This window comes from Desulfobulbus propionicus DSM 2032, from assembly GCF_000186885.1.
Lineage (GTDB): Bacteria > Desulfobacterota > Desulfobulbia > Desulfobulbales > Desulfobulbaceae > Desulfobulbus > Desulfobulbus propionicus.
In genome coordinates this window covers 1,488,589-1,508,646 of sequence record NC_014972.1, presented here as the reverse complement: position 1 = coordinate 1,508,646, position 20,058 = coordinate 1,488,589, and the positions used below count along the sequence as shown (strand labels likewise).

At 61.7% G+C, this 20,058-nt stretch carries 11 protein-coding genes; 3 read left to right on the top strand and 8 right to left on the bottom strand.

Annotated features, from left to right (window positions below; genetic code table 11):
* Positions 1-52 precede the first annotated feature (52 nt).
* From DESPR_RS06625 to DESPR_RS06615, 3 genes are read right to left on the bottom strand one after another with little or no spacing between them, the layout of a single operon-like run.
* Positions 53-1,174: an ABC transporter permease gene (locus DESPR_RS06625; protein ID WP_015724035.1), complete on the bottom strand. Its 1,122-nt coding sequence runs from the start codon at positions 1,172-1,174 to the stop codon at positions 53-55.
* 2 nt (positions 1,175-1,176) lie between these two features.
* The gene (gene rbbA, locus DESPR_RS06620; RefSeq protein WP_015724034.1) at positions 1,177-3,951 is read right to left on the bottom strand and encodes a ribosome-associated ATPase/putative transporter RbbA; all 2,775 of its coding nucleotides are present in this window, start codon (positions 3,949-3,951) and stop codon (positions 1,177-1,179) included.
* On the bottom strand, positions 3,948-5,045 hold the full coding sequence (locus tag DESPR_RS06615) for an HlyD family secretion protein (protein ID WP_015724033.1): 1,098 nt from the start codon (positions 5,043-5,045) through the stop codon (positions 3,948-3,950). The genes rbbA and DESPR_RS06615 overlap by 4 nt, the downstream gene beginning before the upstream one ends.
* A 387-nt stretch (positions 5,046-5,432) precedes the next feature.
* Here DESPR_RS06615 and DESPR_RS06610 point away from each other — a divergent pair, with 387 nt between their 5' ends.
* Genes DESPR_RS06610 through DESPR_RS06600 form a run of 3 tightly spaced genes read left to right on the top strand, consistent with a single transcriptional unit; the run spans position 5,433 to position 11,214 of the window.
* Complete coding sequence (locus DESPR_RS06610) at positions 5,433-6,908, top strand: efflux transporter outer membrane subunit (RefSeq protein WP_015724032.1); 1,476 nt, start codon at positions 5,433-5,435, stop codon at positions 6,906-6,908.
* Positions 6,905-8,140 carry an efflux RND transporter periplasmic adaptor subunit gene (locus tag DESPR_RS06605; RefSeq protein WP_015724031.1) on the top strand — a complete coding sequence of 412 codons (1,236 nt, stop codon included), beginning with the start codon at positions 6,905-6,907 and terminating at the stop codon, positions 8,138-8,140. Before DESPR_RS06610 ends, DESPR_RS06605 begins: the two co-directional genes overlap by 4 nt.
* A complete protein-coding gene (locus tag DESPR_RS06600; protein ID WP_015724030.1) occupies positions 8,137-11,214 on the top strand; it encodes an efflux RND transporter permease subunit in 3,078 nt (1,025 codons plus the stop codon). The genes DESPR_RS06605 and DESPR_RS06600 overlap by 4 nt, the downstream gene beginning before the upstream one ends.
* Positions 11,215-11,295: 81 nt before the next feature.
* Here DESPR_RS06600 and DESPR_RS06595 read toward each other — a convergent pair whose 3' ends face one another.
* The 5 genes from DESPR_RS06595 to glmS all read right to left on the bottom strand — a co-directional run bounded on the left by DESPR_RS06595 (position 11,296) and on the right by glmS (position 19,975).
* Positions 11,296-11,931 (bottom strand): TetR family transcriptional regulator, encoded by a 636-nt coding sequence (locus DESPR_RS06595; RefSeq protein ID WP_015724029.1) that lies wholly within the window; start codon positions 11,929-11,931, stop codon positions 11,296-11,298.
* A gap of 91 nt (positions 11,932-12,022) precedes the next feature.
* Complete coding sequence (locus DESPR_RS06590) at positions 12,023-13,441, bottom strand: efflux transporter outer membrane subunit (RefSeq protein WP_425513484.1); 1,419 nt, start codon at positions 13,439-13,441, stop codon at positions 12,023-12,025.
* A 5-nt stretch (positions 13,442-13,446) separates the two neighbouring features.
* On the bottom strand, positions 13,447-16,593 hold the full coding sequence (locus DESPR_RS06585) for an efflux RND transporter permease subunit (RefSeq protein ID WP_015724027.1): 3,147 nt from the start codon (positions 16,591-16,593) through the stop codon (positions 13,447-13,449).
* A gap of 3 nt (positions 16,594-16,596) precedes the next feature.
* Positions 16,597-17,799 (bottom strand): efflux RND transporter periplasmic adaptor subunit, encoded by a 1,203-nt coding sequence (locus DESPR_RS06580; protein ID WP_015724026.1) that lies wholly within the window; start codon positions 17,797-17,799, stop codon positions 16,597-16,599.
* Positions 17,800-18,133: 334 nt separating this feature from the next.
* The gene (glmS, locus tag DESPR_RS06575) at positions 18,134-19,975 is read right to left on the bottom strand and encodes a glutamine--fructose-6-phosphate transaminase (isomerizing) (protein ID WP_015724025.1); all 1,842 of its coding nucleotides are present in this window, start codon (positions 19,973-19,975) and stop codon (positions 18,134-18,136) included.
* Between the last annotated feature and the right edge of the window lie 83 nt (positions 19,976-20,058).

Below are 20,058 nucleotides of genomic sequence, written 5' to 3'. Positions count from 1 at the left end.
TTTTATTTCAACATATTACAGACCATTCACCCTTGCGCCATTTTCGCATCGCTCAGGCCATCAGGCCGATGGTGCGGCGGAAGCGCGCCAGCGACAGAGAAAAGAGCAGCGCGCCGATCAGCACCAGGGCGGCAAAGTGCGGCCAGACCACCGCAAAGCCTGCGCCCCGGTACAAAATGGCCTGGGCCAGAGCGACAAAGTGGGTGGTGGGCGCGGCCTCCATCACGAGCTGAACGACGGTTGGCATGCTCTCCCTGGGGGTCACGCCCCCGGAGAGCATCTCCAGGGGCAGCAGCACCAGCATCATCAACAGGCCGAATTGGGGCATGGACCGGGCAAGGGTGCCCATGAAGATGCCCATCGAGGTGGTGGCAAAGAGATGCAGCCCGGTGCCGGCGAAAAACAGCAGCAAGGATCCTTCGATCTGCACCGCAAGCAATCCCTGGACTACCAGTACCAACGACAGGGCGCTGGCGACAATCACCACCAACCCCATGGCCGATGCCTTGCTGATCATGATCTCGCCCGGCGTCACCGGCATGACCAGCAGATGCTCGACCGTACCGTGCTCCCGCTCGCGGATCAGGGAGGCGCCGGTAAGAATAATGGAGAGCATGGTGACATTGTTGATCACCTCCATCACCGCGCCAAACCAGGCCTGGGTCAGCGACGGGTTGAAGCGGTGGCGCAGGTTGAGCTCCACCGGCGAAGGGTCGGCGGAACGGGAGCGTTGGAGGAACTCGGCTATCTCGCCGTCGAGGATTGCCTGGATATAGCCATTGCCGGTAAAGGCCTGGGACATGCGGGTGGCATCGATGTTGAGCTGAATGGCCGGGCTGCGGCCCGCAAGAAGATCGCGCTGGAAGTTGGGGGGAATATCGAGGGCAAAGGTATCAAGTCCCTGATCCATGCGCGCATCCATCTCCGGCTGGCTGATCTGCACCGGGACCAAGAAGTGGGGTGGATAAAAGGCGGAGGCAATACGGGACGACAGGGGCGAGCCATCCTCGTCGACAATGGCGATCGGTGCCTTGTTGAGCGAGTCGGGCATGGCGGTGGCCGAGGCATACACACCGATGGTGAACGAGTAGACGATTAGAAACAGCAGAATGGGGTCACGGGCCAGACTGCGCAGTTCCTTGTTTCCCAGATGGACGATGTTGGCGGCTCGCATCCTCAGCCCTCCTGTTTTTTCAACAGCATTGCGCACGCTCCCAGCAAGAGCGGAATGGTAACCAGCAGCACCAGAAATTGAACGGGGAGATCGGCAAAGCCCAACCCCTTGGCAAAGATACCCCGGCTGATGGTGAGAAAGTGGGCGGTGGGATAGAGGGTGCCGATCACCCGCCCCAACCCCTCCTGGGAGGTGACCGGATTGGTCATGCCGGAAAAATTGACCGACGGCAGGATGGTGAGGATGGCGGTCCCGAAAATGGCCGCCACCTGACTGCGCATGAACGAGGAAATCAGCAACCCGAGGGCGGTGGCTGCGGACACATAAAGCAGGGCCGCCACGATCAGGGCGAGAAGATCGCCCCGGACGGGCACGCCAAACAGGGTCACCGCCATCAACGCCAACAGGAAAAAATTCGCCATGGCCAAGCCGATGTACGGCAGCTGCTTGCCGAGCAGGAATTCCATCCGGGTCACCGGAGTGACGTAGAGATTGATGATCGATCCCAGTTCTTTCTCCCGCACCACGCTCAGCGTGGTGAGCATGGCCGGAATCATGATCAGCAGCAAGGGGATCACCGCCGGCACCATGGCTACGAGGCTCTTGACATCCGGGTTGTACCGGTAGCGGGTTTCGACCGTGAATGGAGAGGCGTCGCCCATGGCTGAAGACTGGCGGCCGCGCAGACTGGCCAGCCACAGGCCATGCATGCCGTTGACATAGCCCTGAATGGTTTCCGCCCGCTGCGGCATGGCCCCGTCGATCCAGGCGCCGATGACCACCGGTCTGCCGCGCGCCAGATCACGGCCGAATCCGGGTGGCATCTCCAGGGCCAGGCTGATTTCGCCCGCGCGCATCCGCCGGTCCAGCTCGGCATAGTCGGCCAGGGGCGGATGTTCGATGAAGTATCGGGAACCGCTCAAATTGAGAATGTAGTCGCGGCTAGCGGTGGTTTGGTCCCGGTCGAGCACGGCAAAGGGCAAATCCTCGACATCGTAGCTGATACCGTACCCCATGACCACCATCAGGATGACGCTGCCCAGCAAGGCCAGGGTGGCGCGCACCGGATCGCGCCGCAGTTCCATGGATTCGCGCCGCGCGTAGCTCAAGGCCCGGGCCAGACTGAACCGGCGCCGCGGGTGAGAGGCCGGTGCGCGGGATGGATCGGTTGCCGGATCGATCGTCGCGGGAGGAGAAGCCGGTTGCGCGTTCGACGGTTCGACCGTGCCGCCCTGCGCGCCGGCCTCGGCAAGATAGCCGATAAAGGCCTGTTCCAGGGTCGCGGCCCCGCGCTTGGCCTTGATTGCCGCCGGGCTGTCGCTGATCAGCACCCGACCGGCATGCATCAGGGAAATACGGTCGCAGCGCTCGGCCTCGTTCATGAAATGGGTGGAGATGAAGATGGTGACCCCGTCGTTGCGGGCCAGGTCGATCATGCTCTGCCAAAAACGGTCGCGGGCGATGGGGTCGACCCCCGAGGTCGGCTCGTCGAGGATCAGCATCTCCGGCTTGTGGATCATGGCCACGGCCAGGGACAGCCGCTGCCGCTGGCCCAAGGGCAGATTGCCGGGCAGAGCGGTCATCACGTCGGCCAGACCGAACCGCTCGGCCATCTCGCGCACTCGTCCGGGTATTTTCTCGGCCGGCACGTTGAACAAACGGGCGTGCAGCTCCAGGTTCTGGGCCACGCTCAGTTCGGCGTACAGGGAAAAGGACTGGGTCATGTAGCCGACCCGGCGGCGGGTGTCGATATCCCGGGGGTTGACCGGCTGGCCAAACAGCCAGGCGTGGCCGCCGGATGCCGGCAGCAGGCCGGTGAGCATCTTCATGGTGGTGGTCTTGCCGCAGCCGTTGGAGCCGAGGAATCCAAAAATTTCGCCGCTCTTGATCTGGAAACTGACCCGGTCGACCGCGACAAAATCGCCAAAGCGCATGGTCAGTTCCCGGGCTTCGATCGCCGTCACCCCATCCTGCGCCGCGTTGCGCGGCGGGATCCGTACCGGCAGGTGCTCGCGACGGCGATCCTCGGGCAACAGCGCGACGAAAGCCTCTTCCAGGGTCCCGGCGGCGGTCCGCGCCAGCAGCTCCGCAGGCGCCCCCGTGGCCAGCACCTTCCCCTCTTCCATCACTGCCAACCAGTCGAAATGGGCGGCTTCCTCCATGTAGGCCGTGGCCACCAACACACTCATCCCCGGCCGCGAGGTGCGAATCCCTTCGATCAGACTCCAGAACTGAGCCCGGGACAGGGGGTCGACGCCGGTGGTCGGTTCGTCGAGAATCAACAGATCCGGATCGTGGATCAAGGCACAGCAGAGGCCCAGCTTCTGCTTCATGCCGCCGGAGAGCTTGCCGGCCGGACGCTCGCCAAAGGGCGTCAGGCCGGTGCTGGCCAGCAGGTGATCGATCCGCCACCTCCGCTCCGCTGGCCCCTGGCCAAAGAGGCGGCCGAAAAAATCAATGTTTTCAATAACCGACAACGTGGGATAGAGATTCTTGCCCAGTCCCTGGGGCATGTAGGCAATGCGCGGGCAGACCGCCTCGCGATGGCGGCGCCGGGACATGTCGCCGCCGAGCACCCATATCTGCCCCTGCTGGATGACATGGGCCCCGGCCACCAGGGCAAGAAGACTCGATTTGCCGACCCCGTCCGGCCCGATCAGGCCGGCCATGTGCCCGGCGGGCAGGTCCAGGGTGATCCCGTTCAGGGCCAGGGTCGAACCGTAGCGCAGGGTGACGCCCGCCAGTCGGGCAACCGGCTCGGCTGCGGAGGTATTCATGGTTGGGCTGCGGTGGTCTGCGGCAACGAGGGCAGATTGACTCGCAAGTGGGCCGGCCAGTCGATGGACTGATCCAGCCGCACGTAGGCCATGCCGGGCAGGCCGGTTTTAACGTGGGTGATGTAGGTTTTGAGCAGCTCCGGATCGATTCTGGCCTTGACCCTAAACATCAGCTTCTGCCGCTCGCTGGCGGTTTCCACCGTTTTGGGGGTGAACTGGGCGACATCGGCCACGTAGGAGATCCGTGCCGGTATGACAAACTGCGGGGCCGCATCGAGCACCAACCGTACCTCACTGCCCAGGCCAAGTTTGCCCGCCTTTTCCGTGGGCAGGAAAAAAGTCATGTAGACATCGCTCAGGTCGAGCAGATTGAGCACCTTGCCGCCGCCGGCCAACACCTCGCCCGGCTGGGCCACCCGATACTGGATGCGGCCGGCGGTGGGCGCCTTGAGCACACCGTCGTCGATATCGGCCTGCAACCGTTCGATCGTCGCCTGGACCGCCTGCACGGCCGACTGGCTGCCGAGCAGCTGTGACTTGGCGGTGATCACCGCCGCCTCGGCCGCCGCGATCTGGGCTTCGGCAGCGCTCACCGCTGCCTGACCGCTGAGAAATTTGGCGCGATTATCATCCAGATCCTGCACCGAGGTGGCTCCGCGGCGGGAAAGCACCTCGAACCGTTCCAAGCGCTTGCGGGCCGCCTCCAGCTCGGCCCGACGCTGGGCAAGCACGGCCTGGGCCGCGTTTTTCTCGCTCAGGCGCTGGGCCACCTGGCTCTTGGCGGTGTCCACCGCGTACCCGGTCTGTTGCAGCTGGGCTTCGGCCTCTCGACGCTGCGCCTCCAACTGCTGGGTGTCCATGCGAGCCAGTATCTGGCCATGGGTGACAAAATCGCCCTCGCCGGCCAGGATTTCCTTGATTCGGCCAGCGCCTTTGGCGGCGATATCGATCTCCACAGCCTCGATCCGGCCGTTGCCGGCGGCAAAACCCTCGGCAAGACCATTGGGCCGCAACACGTTCCACGCCAGGACAGCGGCGGCGATCAGCAGCAGGCCGCCCAGCCCGGCAAGCCCCTTCTTGATGGCGGTGTTCATGTGTTCTCTCTCCCTGATCAGTGCAACGGCATCGGCAAAACAACCGATGATCGCTCCGGAAAGGATGGTTGAACGCACCATACCTCTGACTGCGAAAAAGTGAAAGCACCGCTCCACGCAATCGCCGCCAGCCTCCTTGCGCGTACTTTCCTCCTTACTCCGGCCACACCATGAACGTTTGGGAGCTTATCGTCCGCGGCGCCCTGAATGTGATTGTGAAACAGGGAGGCTTTGTTTATCATCCTGCCTTTGGCACCCAAGGTGCCAGGCGACAACGGCGCGGGAACTTCACTCAGGAATTTCCGCGCCTGGCGAGACCGATGCCCCGACGGCCTTTCTCTTTCCCGCAAATCGACACGTCCACCCTGCATGGCAGGCACGCATTCCATGGGTTGTCCACACCACCGTACATACCGATTGATCCTGTTCCTGCTGAGTGTGGCCCTCTTGACCGCCTGTGCGCCGGTCGGCCCCGATTACCAGCCGCCGCAAACGGCAATGCCCAGCCAATGGAGCGAGGGCACCGGTTCGGGGAATACGCCGGCAACCACCCTCTCCCACTGGTGGTCGCTGTTCAGGGATCCGCTGTTGGATTCGCTGATCGCCCGGGCCCTGACCGCCAATCCCGATCTGCGCATTGCCGAAACGCGCGTTGTCGAGGCCCGGGCTGCCCGCCGAATCGCGACCGCATCCCTGTTGCCCTCCGTCGATCTCGGCGGCAGTTACACCACCAGCCGCCGCAGCGAGCGCGTCCAGAGCAGCGACCGGTATCAGGATGTATTTGAAACCGGGTTCGATGCCGGGTGGGAACTCGACCTCTTTGGCGGTGTCCGGCGCCAGGCCGAAGCCGCCGAGGCCAATCTGGCCGCCACGGTGGAAGATTGGCGCGGCGTGTGCGTCTCCCTGGCCGCCGAGGTGGCACGTAATTACATCGAGCTGCGGTCCAGTCAGCAGCGGCTGGCCATTGCCCGGGAAAACAGCCGCATCCAGGAACAAACCGTGGAGGTGGTGCGCAACAAGTTCCACCTCGGGTTGGGCAGCGATCTGGAGGTGGCCCAGGCAGAAACCCTGCTGGCCCAGACCAGGGCGGAAATGCCGCTCCTGGAAAGCAGCGCCGCTCAAGCCATGCATCAACTGGCCCTGCTTCTCGGCCAGCAACCGCAAACCCTGAAGCTGGAGCTGACGGCGGAAGCGCCACTGCCACCGGTGCCGCCGCATCTTCCCCATGTCCTGCCCTCGGAACTGCTGCGCCAGCGGCCCGACATCCGCAGCGCCGAACGCCGGCTGGCCGTCGCCACCGCCACGGTGGGCGCGGCCACGGCCGATCTGTTTCCCCGTTTTTCCCTCTCCGCCCTGATCGGCCTGCAAAGCACTTCGCTCGGCGATCTGATCGCCAGCGGCAGCCGTTTCTGGTCGGCCGGCCCCGCAGTACGCTGGCCCCTGTTCGACGGCGGCACGGCACGGGCGGCGGTCGATGCCAGCGAGGCCCAGCGCCGGCGTGCCGAGCTGACCTATGAACAAACGGTGCTGACGGCGCTGACGGAAACGGAAAATGCCCTGGTCACCCTGGAGCGCGAACGGACAACGCATGCGATTCTGCAGGAAGCGGTCAAGGCCAGTCAGCGGGCAGTGGTCATCGCCCACGGCCAGTACCAGGCGGGAATCACCCCCTTTCTCAATGTGTTGCAAAGCCAGAATGCTCTCTACCAATCCCAGGACAAACTGGCACAAAGCGGCCAGCGGCTGGCAATCGGCATGCTTACCCTCTACAAGGCCCTGGGCGGCGGCTGGCAGACGCAACCCCTTCCTGCGGCCACCCTGTCGCGCGCGACGACCACGCTCCCCGCAAGGAACATCCCATGATGCTGTTTTTCCACCATTTTCTCCTGCCGCATGACCGGTCTGCCCAATCCGCCTGCCCGCTTCTTTGCCTGCTCGTCCTCACCGGGCTGGTGGCCCTGCTTTGCATGAGCGGCTGTTCACAACAACGCGAGGAAAAGAGCGGCCAGAAAAAACGGGCGGCGATCCCGGTGAGCGTGGCGGCCAGCAGCAGAAAAACAGTGCCTGTTGAATTGACCGCCATCGGCCATGTGGAAGCATCGGCCACGGTGGAGATCCGCTCGCAGGTGACTGGAACGCTCAAGACCGTCCATTTCCGCGAAGGCGATACGGTGAAAGGCGGGGAGCTGCTGTTCACCATCGACCCCCGTCCCTTTGCCGCCGCCCTGGCCAAGGCCGAAGCCGAGCTAGCCGGGGACAAGGCCGAGCTGGACAATGCCCGGCGTGAATCCGGCCGCTACGCGCAGGCCGCGCACAAAGGGTATGTGTCGCAGGAACAGGCCGATCAGGCGGCGACCCGGGTGGCCACCCTCGCCGCCACGGTCAAGGCGGATGAGGCGGCGGTCGACAAGGCCCGGCTGGAGCTGGAATACTGCTCGATCCGGGCACCCTTTGCCGGGCGAACCGGCGAATTGCTCAGCCACCAGGGCAACCTGATCAAGGAGAATGCCGACAGTCCGATGGTCATCCTCAAACGGATCCAGCCGATCCTGGCCACCTTCACCGTCCCCGGCCAGCACCTCCAGGAGATTGCCCGCTACCAGGCCGTCGAAAGCCTCAAGGTGTTGGCCACCCCGCAGAAACACGCGGCCGGCAGCCCCGTTGCCGGTGCGTTGGCCTTTATCGACAACACCGTTGATCCGACCACCGGCATGCTGCGGCTCAAGGCCAGTTTCGTCAACAGCGACCGCCAGTTGTGGCCGGGACAACTGATCGATGTGCGCGTCGTCCTCTCCCAACGGCCGGACTGCATCGTTGTCCCCGCGCAGGCGGTGCAGGTCGGCCAGGAAGGCGCCTATGTGTATGTGGTCACCGACGAGCAAACCGTCAGCTACCGGCCGGTGACGCCCGGTATGCTCTATCAGGGAGGGGCGGTGATCGACTCGGGGCTCACGGAGGGCGAGCTCGTGGTCATCGACGGTCAGTTGCAGTTGGCCGACGGGGTCAAAATTGAACGGCGCGATCAGGCCAGAGAAAGTGGCGCCACCGTCCAGGACGCGCAGTCGGGCAACGGCACCAGGCAGACGACACCATGACCGGCACCTCCGATCTTTTCATCCGCCGGCCGGTGATGACCGTGCTGGTGATGTGCAGCATCCTCCTGTTCGGCCTGATCGGCTACCGGCACTTGGCGGTCAGCGACCTGCCCAACGTCGATTTTCCCACCATCCAGGTCACCGCCAACCTGCCCGGCGCCAACCCGGACACCATGGCCTCAACCGTGGCCACGGTGCTGGAAAAGGAGTTCTCCACCATCGCCGGGCTTGATTCGATGAGTTCGGTGTCCACCACCGGCTCGACCCAGATCACCCTCCAGTTTTCCCTGGAGCGGGACATCGACGCCGCGGCCCAGGATGTGCAGACCGCGATCTCGCTGGCCAACCGCCGGCTGCCCGACAACATGCCCTCGCCGCCCTCCTTCCGCCGCACCAACCCCGCTTCGGACCCGATCCTGTTCATCTCGCTCAACAGCCCCTCCCTGCCGCTCTCCCTGCTCGATCAGTACGGCCAGACCATGGGCCAGCGGTTGTCGATGATCAGCGGCGTGGCCCAAATCACCCTGCGCGGTTCGCAAAAGTATGCGGTCCGGGTGCAGCTGGACCCGCTGGCGATGCAGGGATTTGACCTTGACGCCGACGAGGTGGCCGCGGCCATCGACCGCCAGAACGCCAACCAGCCCATGGGCCAGCTGAGCGGCCCGCACACCACGCTGACGCTCAAGGCGAGCGGTGAGCTCAAAAAGGCGGACCAGTACCGCGACATCGTGGTGGCGGTGCGCGGCGGACGGCCCATCCGCCTGGCCGAAGTGGCCACGGTGATCGACAGCGTGGAAAACGACAAATCCGGCGCCTGGTTTTTCACCCCGAACAGCAAGGCCCAGACCATTGTCCTGGCAGTGGAGAAGCAGCCCGGCGCCAATACCATCGAGGTGGCCGGCGCGGTCAAGGCCTTGTTGCCCAAATTGAGCGAAACCCTGCCCGCTTCGGTCAAGTTGGCCATCCTTCGTGACGGCAGCGTGGCCATCACAGAATCGGCGCTGGATATCCAATTCACCCTGTTGCTCACCCTGGTGCTGGTGGTGCTGGTGATCTTTCTCTTTATCCGCAACCTCAGCGCCACCGTAATCCCCAGCCTGTCGCTGCCCATGTCGGTGATCGGCACCTTTGCGGTGATGTACCTGCTCGACTACAGCCTCAACAACATGTCGCTCATGGCTCTCACCCTGGCGGTGGGGTTCGTGGTCGACGACTCCATCGTGGTGCTGGAAAACATCGTCCGCCATCTGGAAATGGGCAAGAGCCGCATGCAGGCCGCCCTGGACGGGGCGCGCGAGGTCGGCTTCACCATTATTTCCATGACCCTCTCCCTGGTGGCGATCTTCATTCCGCTGCTCTTCCTTGGCGGCATCATGGGCCGGTTGTTCCGCGAGTTTTCGGTGACCATCGGCGCGGCGGTGCTGGTCAGCGGCGTGATCAGCCTGACCCTGGTGCCCATGCTGTGCAGCCGCTACCTCAGCGAGCAGCACGGCCGGGGTCACGGACGACTCTACCAGCTGACCGAATCCGGGTACCAATTGCTGGCCCGCTGGTACGGTAACAGCCTGCTGGTGGTGCTGCGCTACCGGCGGCTAACCATGGCGTTTTCCCTGGCCGTCCTGGCGGCCACGGCTTACCTGTTCGTAGTCGTGCCCAAGGGCTTCATCCCCTCGGAAGACCGGGGATTCATCATGGTTTCGACCCAGAGCTCCCAGTCCGCCTCCTGGATTTCCCAGGTGGGCCACCTGATGCGGTTGGCGGCCATCGTCCAGAAAGACCCCAATGTCGATCGGTTCATGGTCAACGCTTCCTCATCCTCGCCCTTCATGCTCCTGGTGCTCAAACCCCGCCATGAACGGCAGTTGAGCGCCGACGAACTGATTCTCTCCCTGCGGCCCAAGCTCAACAGCGTGCCCGGTATCCGCGCCATGCTGGTCAACCCGCTGCCAATCAACATTGGCGGCCGCCGCTCACGCAGCCTTTACCAGCTGACCCTGCAAGGGATCGACACCGACCGGTTGTACGCGACCGCCAGGACCTTGGAACGGATGATGCTCGACACCCCAAACCTGATCGATGTGTCCAGCGACCTGCAGATGGACAACCCGGAACTGATGGTGGAGATCGACCGCAACCGCGCCTTGCTGCTCGGAGTTTCGCCCCAGCAGATCGAGGATACCCTGTACAGCGCCTTTGGCGAGCGCGATGTGTCCACCATCTTCGGAGCCAACGACCAGTACAGCGTGATCGTCGAATTTCATCCTGATTTTCAGAACGACGCCTCGGCCCTGGATCGACTCCATGTCCGCTCCAGCCAGGGACCACTGGTCCCTCTTGCTGCCGTGGCCACCCTCCGGCAGGGACTGGGGCCGCTGTCGATCAACCATTCGGGCCAATTGCCGTCGGTGACCCTGTCGTTCAATGTCAAACCCGGAGTGGCCTTGGGCCAGGCCCTGGCCGATCTGCAACAGATGACCGACTCGCTGCTGCCCACCGGCGTCACCGCATCGTTCCAGGGCAACGCCCAGCAATTTCAGGCCGCGCAGGCCAGCATGGGCTGGCTCCTGGCCCTGTCGATTGTGGTCATCTATATCGTGCTCGGCATCCTCTACGAAAGCTACATCCACCCATTGACCATTCTCACCGCCCTGCCCTTCGCCGGTTTCGGTGCCCTGATCACCCTGATGTTGTTCCGGGTCGACCTGTCGATCTATGCCTTTGTCGGCATCATCATGCTCATCGGCCTGGTAAAGAAGAACGGCATCATGATGATCGACTTCGCCATCGCGGCCCAGGCCGAGGGCAAAAGCGCTGTTGAGGCCATCCATGAAGCCTGCGTCATCCGTTTCCGGCCGATCATGATGACCACCATGGCCGCGCTCATGGCCGGCATTCCCATTGCCCTCGGCTATGGGGCCGGCGCGGAATCGCGCCAGCCGCTGGGGCTGGCGGTGGTCGGTGGCCTGCTTTTTTCCCAAAGCCTGACCCTCTACGTTACCCCGGTCTTCTATTTGTACATGGAAAAGTTGCGGCAGGGATTGGGGCGCAACAGGGGCAATGGCTTGGAACATTGACTCTCAGCACCCAACCTGGCGACACACGGGCAGCGCACCACCGGGGAATTCCCCGGTGGCAAAAGGTAGAACGAAAGGAAGTTAGGACGAACGGGCGATGACGCCGCTCTGCAGCATCTGAATCAGGGCGTCGATCAACATCGGCCCCTGTTGTTTGATATCAAAAAGCTCAGGCGTCATGACCCAGTTGGCGATCATGCCGTGAATAAAGGAAAGAACAGCCACCGCTCCCAGGTGAATATCAGTATCTTTCGAGAGTTGTCCCCGGTCGCGAGCATTGCGCAACACCGTCTGCAGGCCGATGAATCGCTCCTGGCGGCAAACGAGGTGGCGCTGGCGGATGGCATCGGTTTCCTTGTTGCGGTTGCTGTCATCGAACAAGATGCGAAACAGCTGCTGCTGACGCTGGTCCTCAACCAAACCCGTGAAAAAGGAGAGGTACAGGGCTTTCAATTTGCCGAGCGGATCCGGTTCACCCCGGCTTTCACTGGCCTGGGCCAGCGGCGCGTACAACTGCAGCACCTGGTCCCACAACGTGTTGAGCAGGTCCTCTTTGTTGGCAAAATGCCAATAAATGGCTCCCCTGGTCACGCCGGCCTCCTGGGCAATATCAGCCAAGGACGAATGCGCCATCCCTTTGACGGCAAAGACCCGTACCGCTGCATCAAGGATGGCGCTGCGAGTCTCTTGCGCCTCCTCTTTTGTTTTGCGTGCCATAGTTACCGTGCTCCACGCTTTGTCGATCGAAGCCTGCTCAATCGACTTTCCCTCCGTTGTCCAGCCTGCCGCTCAGAGTGTAAGCGGGCACTCACGACCGATCCTTCCAGCCACCACCCAGTGCCTTGTACAGGTCCACCTGGTTGAGCAGTTGGGACAGCTGCACGGCGATATACCGCTGCCGGGCGCTGTAGAGTGAGCGTTGGGCATCGAGCAGGGTGAGAAAGCTGTCCAACCCCTGCTGATAACGGGCCTTGGCCAGGGTATGGTACTCCTGATTGGCGGCAAGATTGGCCTTTTGTGCCGCCACCTGCTGCACAAAGGTGCCGCTGGCGACCAGGGTGTCCGCCGCCTCGCGGAAGGCCGTCTGGATGGCCTTTTCATACTGGGCCACGGTAATGTCCTTGCGGATCTTGGCCACATCGAGCTCGGCCCGCAGGCGGCCGGCAGTGAAGATCGGCAGGTTGATCGACGGCGAGAACAGCCAGGAGCCCGAGTCGCCATCAAACAGATCGGAAAGATCGCCGCTGATCGCGCCGGTTTTGGCGGTCAGGCTGATGGACGGGAAAAAAGCGGCCCGCGCTGCGCCGATGTTGGCGTTTGCGCCCTTGAGTTCGTGCTCCGCCGCCATGATGTCCGGTCGCTGCAACAGGAGGGAAGAGGGCAGTTGAGCCGGCAGCCGTGCACCGATCGCCTGGGCGTTCAATGGTGCCGCATCCTTGAACAACGAAGGAGACAGGGGCGTGCCGACCAGCAGCACCAGGTTGTTGATATCCTGGGCGACCATCCGCTGATACAGGGAACGATTGGCCCGCGCCGTTTCCAGGCTGGTGCGCGCCTGGGCCAGATCCAACTGGGTGGCGATACCCTCGCGTTCCCGTTGCTCGATGAGCTGGAACGACTCCTCTTCGACCCGCAGGGTGTCCTCGGTGGTGGTCAGCAGTTCCCGATCGGCCAGCCAGGTCAGGTAGGCGCGAGCCACCTCGGCCACCAGACCGAGCCGGGCACTGCGATGGGTCTCCTCCATGGCCAGATACTGTTCCAGGGCCTGGTCCTTGAGATTGCGCACCCGGCCGTACAGGTCGAGTTCATAGGCGGTCATCCCCACCGAAACCGTGTATATCTCAGAGGTCACATAACTGCTGCCGCTGAGCGTTCGTTGCTTGGTGCCGCTGCCTTCGCCGCTGATGGACGGAAACAGAGCGGAACGCTGGATACGATACTGGGCCTGATAGGCCTCGACATTGAGGGCCGAGGCGCGCAGGTCCCGGTTGTTGGCCAGAGCCAGGGTCAGCAGTTGCTGCAACCGGGGATCGGCAAAATACTCCCGCCAGGCGAGTTCGGCACTGAGCACGGCCGCGCCATTGGCCGAGGCCGGACTGATCGGGCTTTGCTGACCGACGGGCAGCGCGTCGGCCACCGGCAGTTCAGGCCGGCGGTACTCCGGAGCCAGGGTGCAACCGCCCAACGCCCCGGCCATCAGCACGGCAGCGAGCCATCTCGTGTGCAAGACCTTCATTGTTTCACCTCTTGGGCCAGGCTGAGGTTGGTCTCCGCCGGCCGTTTCTTTGTAAACAGCCGCAGGACCACCACAAAGAAAAGCGGAATAAAAAAGATCGCCAAAACGGTGGCCGAGAGCATGCCGCCCAGCACGCCGGTACCAATGGCATGGCGGCTGTTGGCGCCAGCGCCGGAACTGATCGCCAGCGGCAAAACCCCGAGCATGAAGGCCAGCGAGGTCATCAGGATCGGTCGCAGCCGCAGGCGGCAGGCCTTGACCGTGGCCTCAACTAGATCCCGGCCCTTGTCGTAGCGCCGTTTGGCGAACTCGACAATCAGGATGGCGTTTTTTGCCGACAAACCGATGGTGGTCAGCAAACCGACCTGGAAGTAGACGTCATTCTCCATGCCGCGGAAATAGGCGGCGGAAAGCGCGCCCAATACTCCCAGCGGCACGGCCAGGATGACCGAGAACGGCACCGACCAGCTTTCGTACAGGGCGGCCAGACAAAGAAAGACCACCAGGATCGAGATGGCGTACAGCGCGGGCGCCTGGGCACCGGCCTGCTGCTCCTGGAAGGAAGCGCCGGTCCATTCGTAGCCGATACCGGCGGGGAGCTGCGCCACCAGATCGCCGATGAGGGTCATGGCGTCACCGCTCGACTTGCCAGGGGCCGCCTCGCCGACGATCTCCACCGCCGAGTTGCCGTTGAACCGTTCGAGGCGGGGCGAGCCGAAACTCCAATGGCCGCTGCTGAAGGTGCTGAATGGCACCATCTCGCCGTTGGCATTGCGGACATACCAATGATCCAGATCCTCGGGCTGCATCCGATAGGGCGCATCGGCCTGTACGTACACCTTCTTGACCCGGCCCTGATGAACAAAATCATTGACGTAACTGGACCCCCAAGCAGTGGAAAGGGTGGTGTTGATATCGCTTACCGTCACGCCCAGGGCCATGGCCTTTTCAAAATCAATGTCCACGTTGTACTGCGGCGTATCTTCCATGCCATTGGGCCGCACCCGGGTGAGATTGGGATTTTTCGCTGCCAACCCGAGCAGCATGTTGCGCGCCTCGATCAACTTCTCGTGGCCGAGACCGGCGCGGTCCTGGAGGAAAAAGTCAAAACCGGTGGAGGTGCCCAGCGCGGGAATCGACGGCAGGTTAAAGGCAAAGACTTGGGCTTCCTTGATTTGCATGAAGGTGCCCATGGCCCGCTGGATAACCCCGCTCACCGACTGCTCCGGCCGTTTGCGTTCACTCCAGTCGCGCAGTTGGGCGAAAACCATGCCCATGTTCTGGCCGGTGCCGGCGAAACTGAAGCCGGCTACGGTGAAGGCGGACTTGACGTTTTCCTTTTCCTTGACCAGATAATGATCGCGCACCTGGTTCAGGATAGCCTGGGTCCGTTCCTGGGTCGCCCCTGTGGGCAGTTGCACCATGGTGAGAAAAACCCCCTGATCCTCCTCAGGTAAAAAGGAGGTCGGCAGTTTGGTGAACAAAAAGGCCATGCCGCCAATGAGCAGGAGATAGATCAGGCCGAAGCGGCCGGTACGCTTCAGCACATAGGCCACGCTGTTGCGGTAGCCGTCGGCACTGCGCTCGAAGGTGCGGTTGAACCAGCCGAAGAATCCGCGCTTCTGCTCATGGTGTCCCTTCTTGACCGGCTTGAGCAAGGTGGCGCACAGGGCCGGCGTCAGGATCAGGGCCACCAGCACCGACAGCACCATGGCCGAGACGATGGTCAGGGAGAACTGGCGATAAATGGCGCCGGTGGAGCCGCCGAAAAAGGCCATGGGCACGAATACCGCCGACAATACCAGGGCGATGCCGATCAGGGCGCCGGTGATCTGATCCATGGACTTGCGCGTGGCCTCCAGCGGCGACAAACCCTCCTCGGCCATGATCCGCTCGACGTTTTCGACCACCACGATGGCGTCATCGACCAAGAGACCGATGGCCAGCACCAAGCCAAACATGGTCAGGGTATTGATGGAAAAGCCAAAGGCCGCCATGACCCCGAAGGTACCGAGCAAGACCACGGGCACGGCGATGGTCGGGATGAGGGTAGCGCGAAAATTCTGAAGAAACAGGTACATAACCAGAAAGACCAGAATAATGGCCTCCACCAGGGTATGGGCGACCTCCTCAATCGAGATCTTGATGAAAGTGGTGGTATCGTAGGGATAGACCACGGACACGCCTGCCGGAAAGTAGGGTTGCAGATCAGCCAGCTTGTCGCGTACCGCCTTGGCGGTGTCGAGCGCATTGGCGCCGGTGGCCAGCATGATCGCCATGCCGGAGGCCGGCATGCCGTTGAAAGTGGTCAACGAATCGTAGGTTTCGCCGCCGATCTCCACTCGGGCCACGTCCCGAAGCCGAATCTGGGAGCCGTCACTGTTGACCTTCAAGAGGATCTGGGCAAACTGCTCGGGCGAACTCATCTTGGTTTGGGCCATCATGCTGGCGTTGACCTGGGTGCCGGCAGTGGACGGCGTGCCGCCGAGATCACCCACGGCCACTTGGTTGTTCTGGGCCTGGATGGCGGCCTTGATATCCACCGGGGTGAGCTGGTAGCTGTTGAGTTTATGGGGATCGAGCCAGATACGCATGGCGTATTGGCTGCCAAAGATGCGAATCGAGCCCACGCCCCGGGTCCGGCTGAGGGGATCGCGCAGGGTCGAAACCATGAAATCGGACAGATCGTTTTTGTCCATGCTGCCGTCTTCCGAGATCAGACCGACGATCATGAGAAAGGTCGAGTTGGACTTGGTCACCTGCACCCCTTCGTCCTGAACCTCCTCGGGCAGGAGGCTGAGCGCCTGTTGCAGTTTATTCTGCACCTGCACCTGGGCGATATCCGGATCGGTGCCGGCCTCGAAGGTCAGGGTGATGGTGACCTGGCCGGTCGAGGAACTCTGCGAGTTCATGTACAGCAGATTGTCGAGTCCATTCATGTTCTGCTCGATGATCTGGGTGACGCTGTCCTCGATGGTCTTGGCCGACGCGCCGGGGTACTTGGAGGTGATCTGTACCGAGGGCGGCGCGATCTCCGGATATTGGGATATTGGCAGGCGCATGATGGAAAGCGCGCCGGCCAGCATGATGACGATGGCGATGACCCAGGCAAAAATGGGCCGGTCAATAAAAAAGCGGGCCATGGTTCACTCCGTCTTGGCTGCCGTCGCCGCAACGCCGGAGGCCGTTTGACTCGATTGGTTATCAATGGCCTGCTCGATCACCTTGACCGGAACTCCGGGTTTGATCTTCTGCAGCCCGGCGACAATCACCTGTTCTCCAGCGGTCAATCCGTCCGCGATCAGAATCCGCGTTCCGATATTCTGCCCGGTGTGCACGATCCGATTCTCGACCGTTGATGCCTTGTTGACCACCATGACCATGGCCTGTCCCTTGCTGTTACGGCTGATACTCGCCGCGGGCACGAGGATGGCCGCCGGCTTCTGCCCCTTGTCGATCCGCGCGCGAACAAACATTCCCGGCAATAACTCCTGATCGGGATTGCCGACAATCGCCCGAAGGGTGACCGTGCCCGTGGTCTGATTGACGGTCACGTCGGAAAATTCCAGGCTGCCTGTATGCCGATATTCGGAGCCGTCTTCAAGGAGCACCGTGACCTCGGATTTGGTTTTTTCCCCTCCCGCAGCGGAGCCTGCCGCCACTTCTTTTTTCAAATCAAGCAGTTCAGTACTAGACTGACTGACATCGACATACAGGGGATCCAACTGTTGAATGGTGGCAAGCGCGGCGCTCTGTTGCGCGGTGACCAGGGCACCCTCGGTGACGCTCGACTTACCGATCCGCCCCGAAATGGGGGCGGTCACCCGGGTGTAGTCAAGATTAATTCGGGCGCTGGCCAGGGCGGCCTTGGCGGCCGCCACGTCGGCGACCGCTTGTTTCCAACCGGCCTCGATCTCGATCTGTTCCTGCTCGCTCACCGCCTTGGTGCGCACCAGCACACGGTATCGTTCAGCCTTGAGGCTGGCGGAATGCTCCAGGGCCTCGGCCTTGGCAAGAGCCGCTTTGGCGCTGTCGTAACTGGCTTGATAGGTGGCGGGATCGATCTGATAGAGCAACTGCCCGGCCTTGACCTCGCTGCCCTCGGTAAACAGCCGCTTCTGGATGATCCCTCCCACCTGGGGACGTACCTCGGCGATGCGAAAGGCAGCTGTCCGCCCCGGAAGCTCCACGACGAGATGGACCGGCTGCGGTTGCAGGGTGACGACCTCCACTTCCACCGGTCCTCCGGCGGCGGGCGTTGGTTGGGCGCCATCCTTGCATGCGCCTGTCAGGAATCCTCCGGCGAGCATAGCAAGGATCACAAAGGATTGACGGAGTATTTTTTTCATGGCGTATAGCCCTCCAAAGAATTCGCGAACAGCACTGTCGGTATCCCGAACAGGAGTATGGAAAACCGGAACTATATACATACATCCATGAATGTATGCAAGAAAATTATGCGCCAAACGCCGGCAATCCAGTTGTCGGAAAAAATTCCATTTCTTTCATTATTCTAGGCGAATAACAACGAGGACTGGAACTTTCGCATGCGAAAAGAACCGTGAATATCGCCCCTGTCACCGAAACACGGATATGGAGCACGGCAAGGAACGAGTCTGGGGAAAAGATCCCCAGACTCGCGAAAGGAAAGAAAAAGGCGATGAAAAAAAGCGAGCGGTCAGGTCATTCGACCGTGACGCTCTTGGCCAGATTGCGCGGTTGATCCACGTCGCAGCCTCGCCGGTTGGCGATTTCGTAGGCGAGCAGCTGCGCTGGAATAGTGTACAGCAATGGATTGAGGTCTTCGTGTACTTCGGGCAAAGAAATAACATCCTCGGTCAGGGTGGACAGGTGCTCGTCACCGCTCGTTCCGAATAACAGCAGGCGGCCCTGCCGCGCCTTGATTTCCTCGATATTGGAAACGGTCTTGAGATACACCGAATCCCGAGGAGCCAAGGCGACAACCGGCATGTCGCGATCAATCAGGGCAATCGGCCCGTGCTTGAGTTCACCCGCGGCATATCCTTCGGCATGGATATAGGAAATTTCCTTGAGTTTCAGCGCCCCCTCCAAAGCGACGGGAAAATTCAATCCCCGCCCGACAAACAGGAAGTCCTTGGCCTCGTAATACCGCTCGATCAGCGTGCTGATTTCCGCCTGCAGACGGGGCAATTCCGTGCCGATCACCTCGGCGCACTCAAGCAGGGCAGCTCCAAGTTTTTTCTGGACAAGGGGGTCGATGGTTTTTCGTATCTGCCCCAGATAAATGGTTAAGAGAAAAAGGGCTGCCAGTTGGCAGGTAAAGGCCTTGGTGGAGGCGACCCCAATCTCAGGACCAGCATGGGTATAAATAACGCCATCGGCTTCCCGGGTCATGGTGGAACCGACCACATTGCACACGGTCACCACGCGGGAACCAAGTTGCGCAGCCCGGCGGATTCCCGCCAAGGTATCGGCGGTTTCACCGGACTGGGAAATGGCGATGGTCAACACCCGCTCATTGACCAACAGGCGGCGATAGCGAAATTCAGAGGCGATATCGACTTCCACGGGAATGCCAGCCCATTTCTCAATCCAATACTTGGCGATCAGGGCCGCATGCCAGGACGTGCCACAGGCAACAAGGGCTATCCGCTCGATGCGCTCCACAATCGTAGGATCAAGTCCTATTTCCGGGAGATCGACAACTCCGGTATCGGGAACAATGCGACCACTGACGGTGTTGAGAATGGCTTGCGGCTGCTCGAAAATCTCCTTGAGCATGAAATGTCGATAACCGGCCTTTTCAGCCATCGACGCGTTCCAATCGATCACTGAAAGCGTCTTGTCCAACGGACATCCGTCGTCAATGCTGAGAATGGTATAGGCCCCACCCTTGCGTAGCACCGCCATTTCACGATCATCGAGAAAAATCACTTCCCGGGTGTAGGGCAAAAGCGCTGGAATATCCGAGGCAATATGGCAGGAATCATTGGTCACGCCCATCACCAAGGGGCTATGATTGCGCGCCGCCACCAGCAACTCGGGCTCCTTGGCCCACAGCACGCCGATGGCATAGGATCCCTCGACCCGGGTGAGCGCTGCCCGCACAGCCGCGACCAGATCACCCTTCAGACAGTCCTCGATCAGGTGAGCCAGCACCTCGGTATCCGTTTCCGAAGTGAACACATGCCCCTTGGCGGTTAATTCATTTTTCAGCGCACTGTAGTTTTCAATGATGCCGTTATGCACCACCACCAGTTCGCCGGTGCAGTCGGTATGCGGATGAGCGTTGTTTTCGGTGGGAGCTCCATGGGTTGCCCAACGGGTGTGGCCAAGCCCGGTGCCGCTGGCCACTCCGATCTGTTCATCGACCACTGCCTCGAGATTGGCCAACTTTCCCTTGGCGCGATGGCGGACCAAACGATTCGCAAAATGATACACCAGCCCGGCAGAATCGTATCCCCGGTATTCCAACCGCCGCAATCCCTCAAGCAGAATGGGCACAACCCGTCTGTTGCCGACATATCCCACTATTCCACACATTGACTCACCCCCGGAGATATCCTGGATATTGACACTGCCACATAACAAGCACTGTTATCGAGCCAGCAAAAAAATGCAAGCAA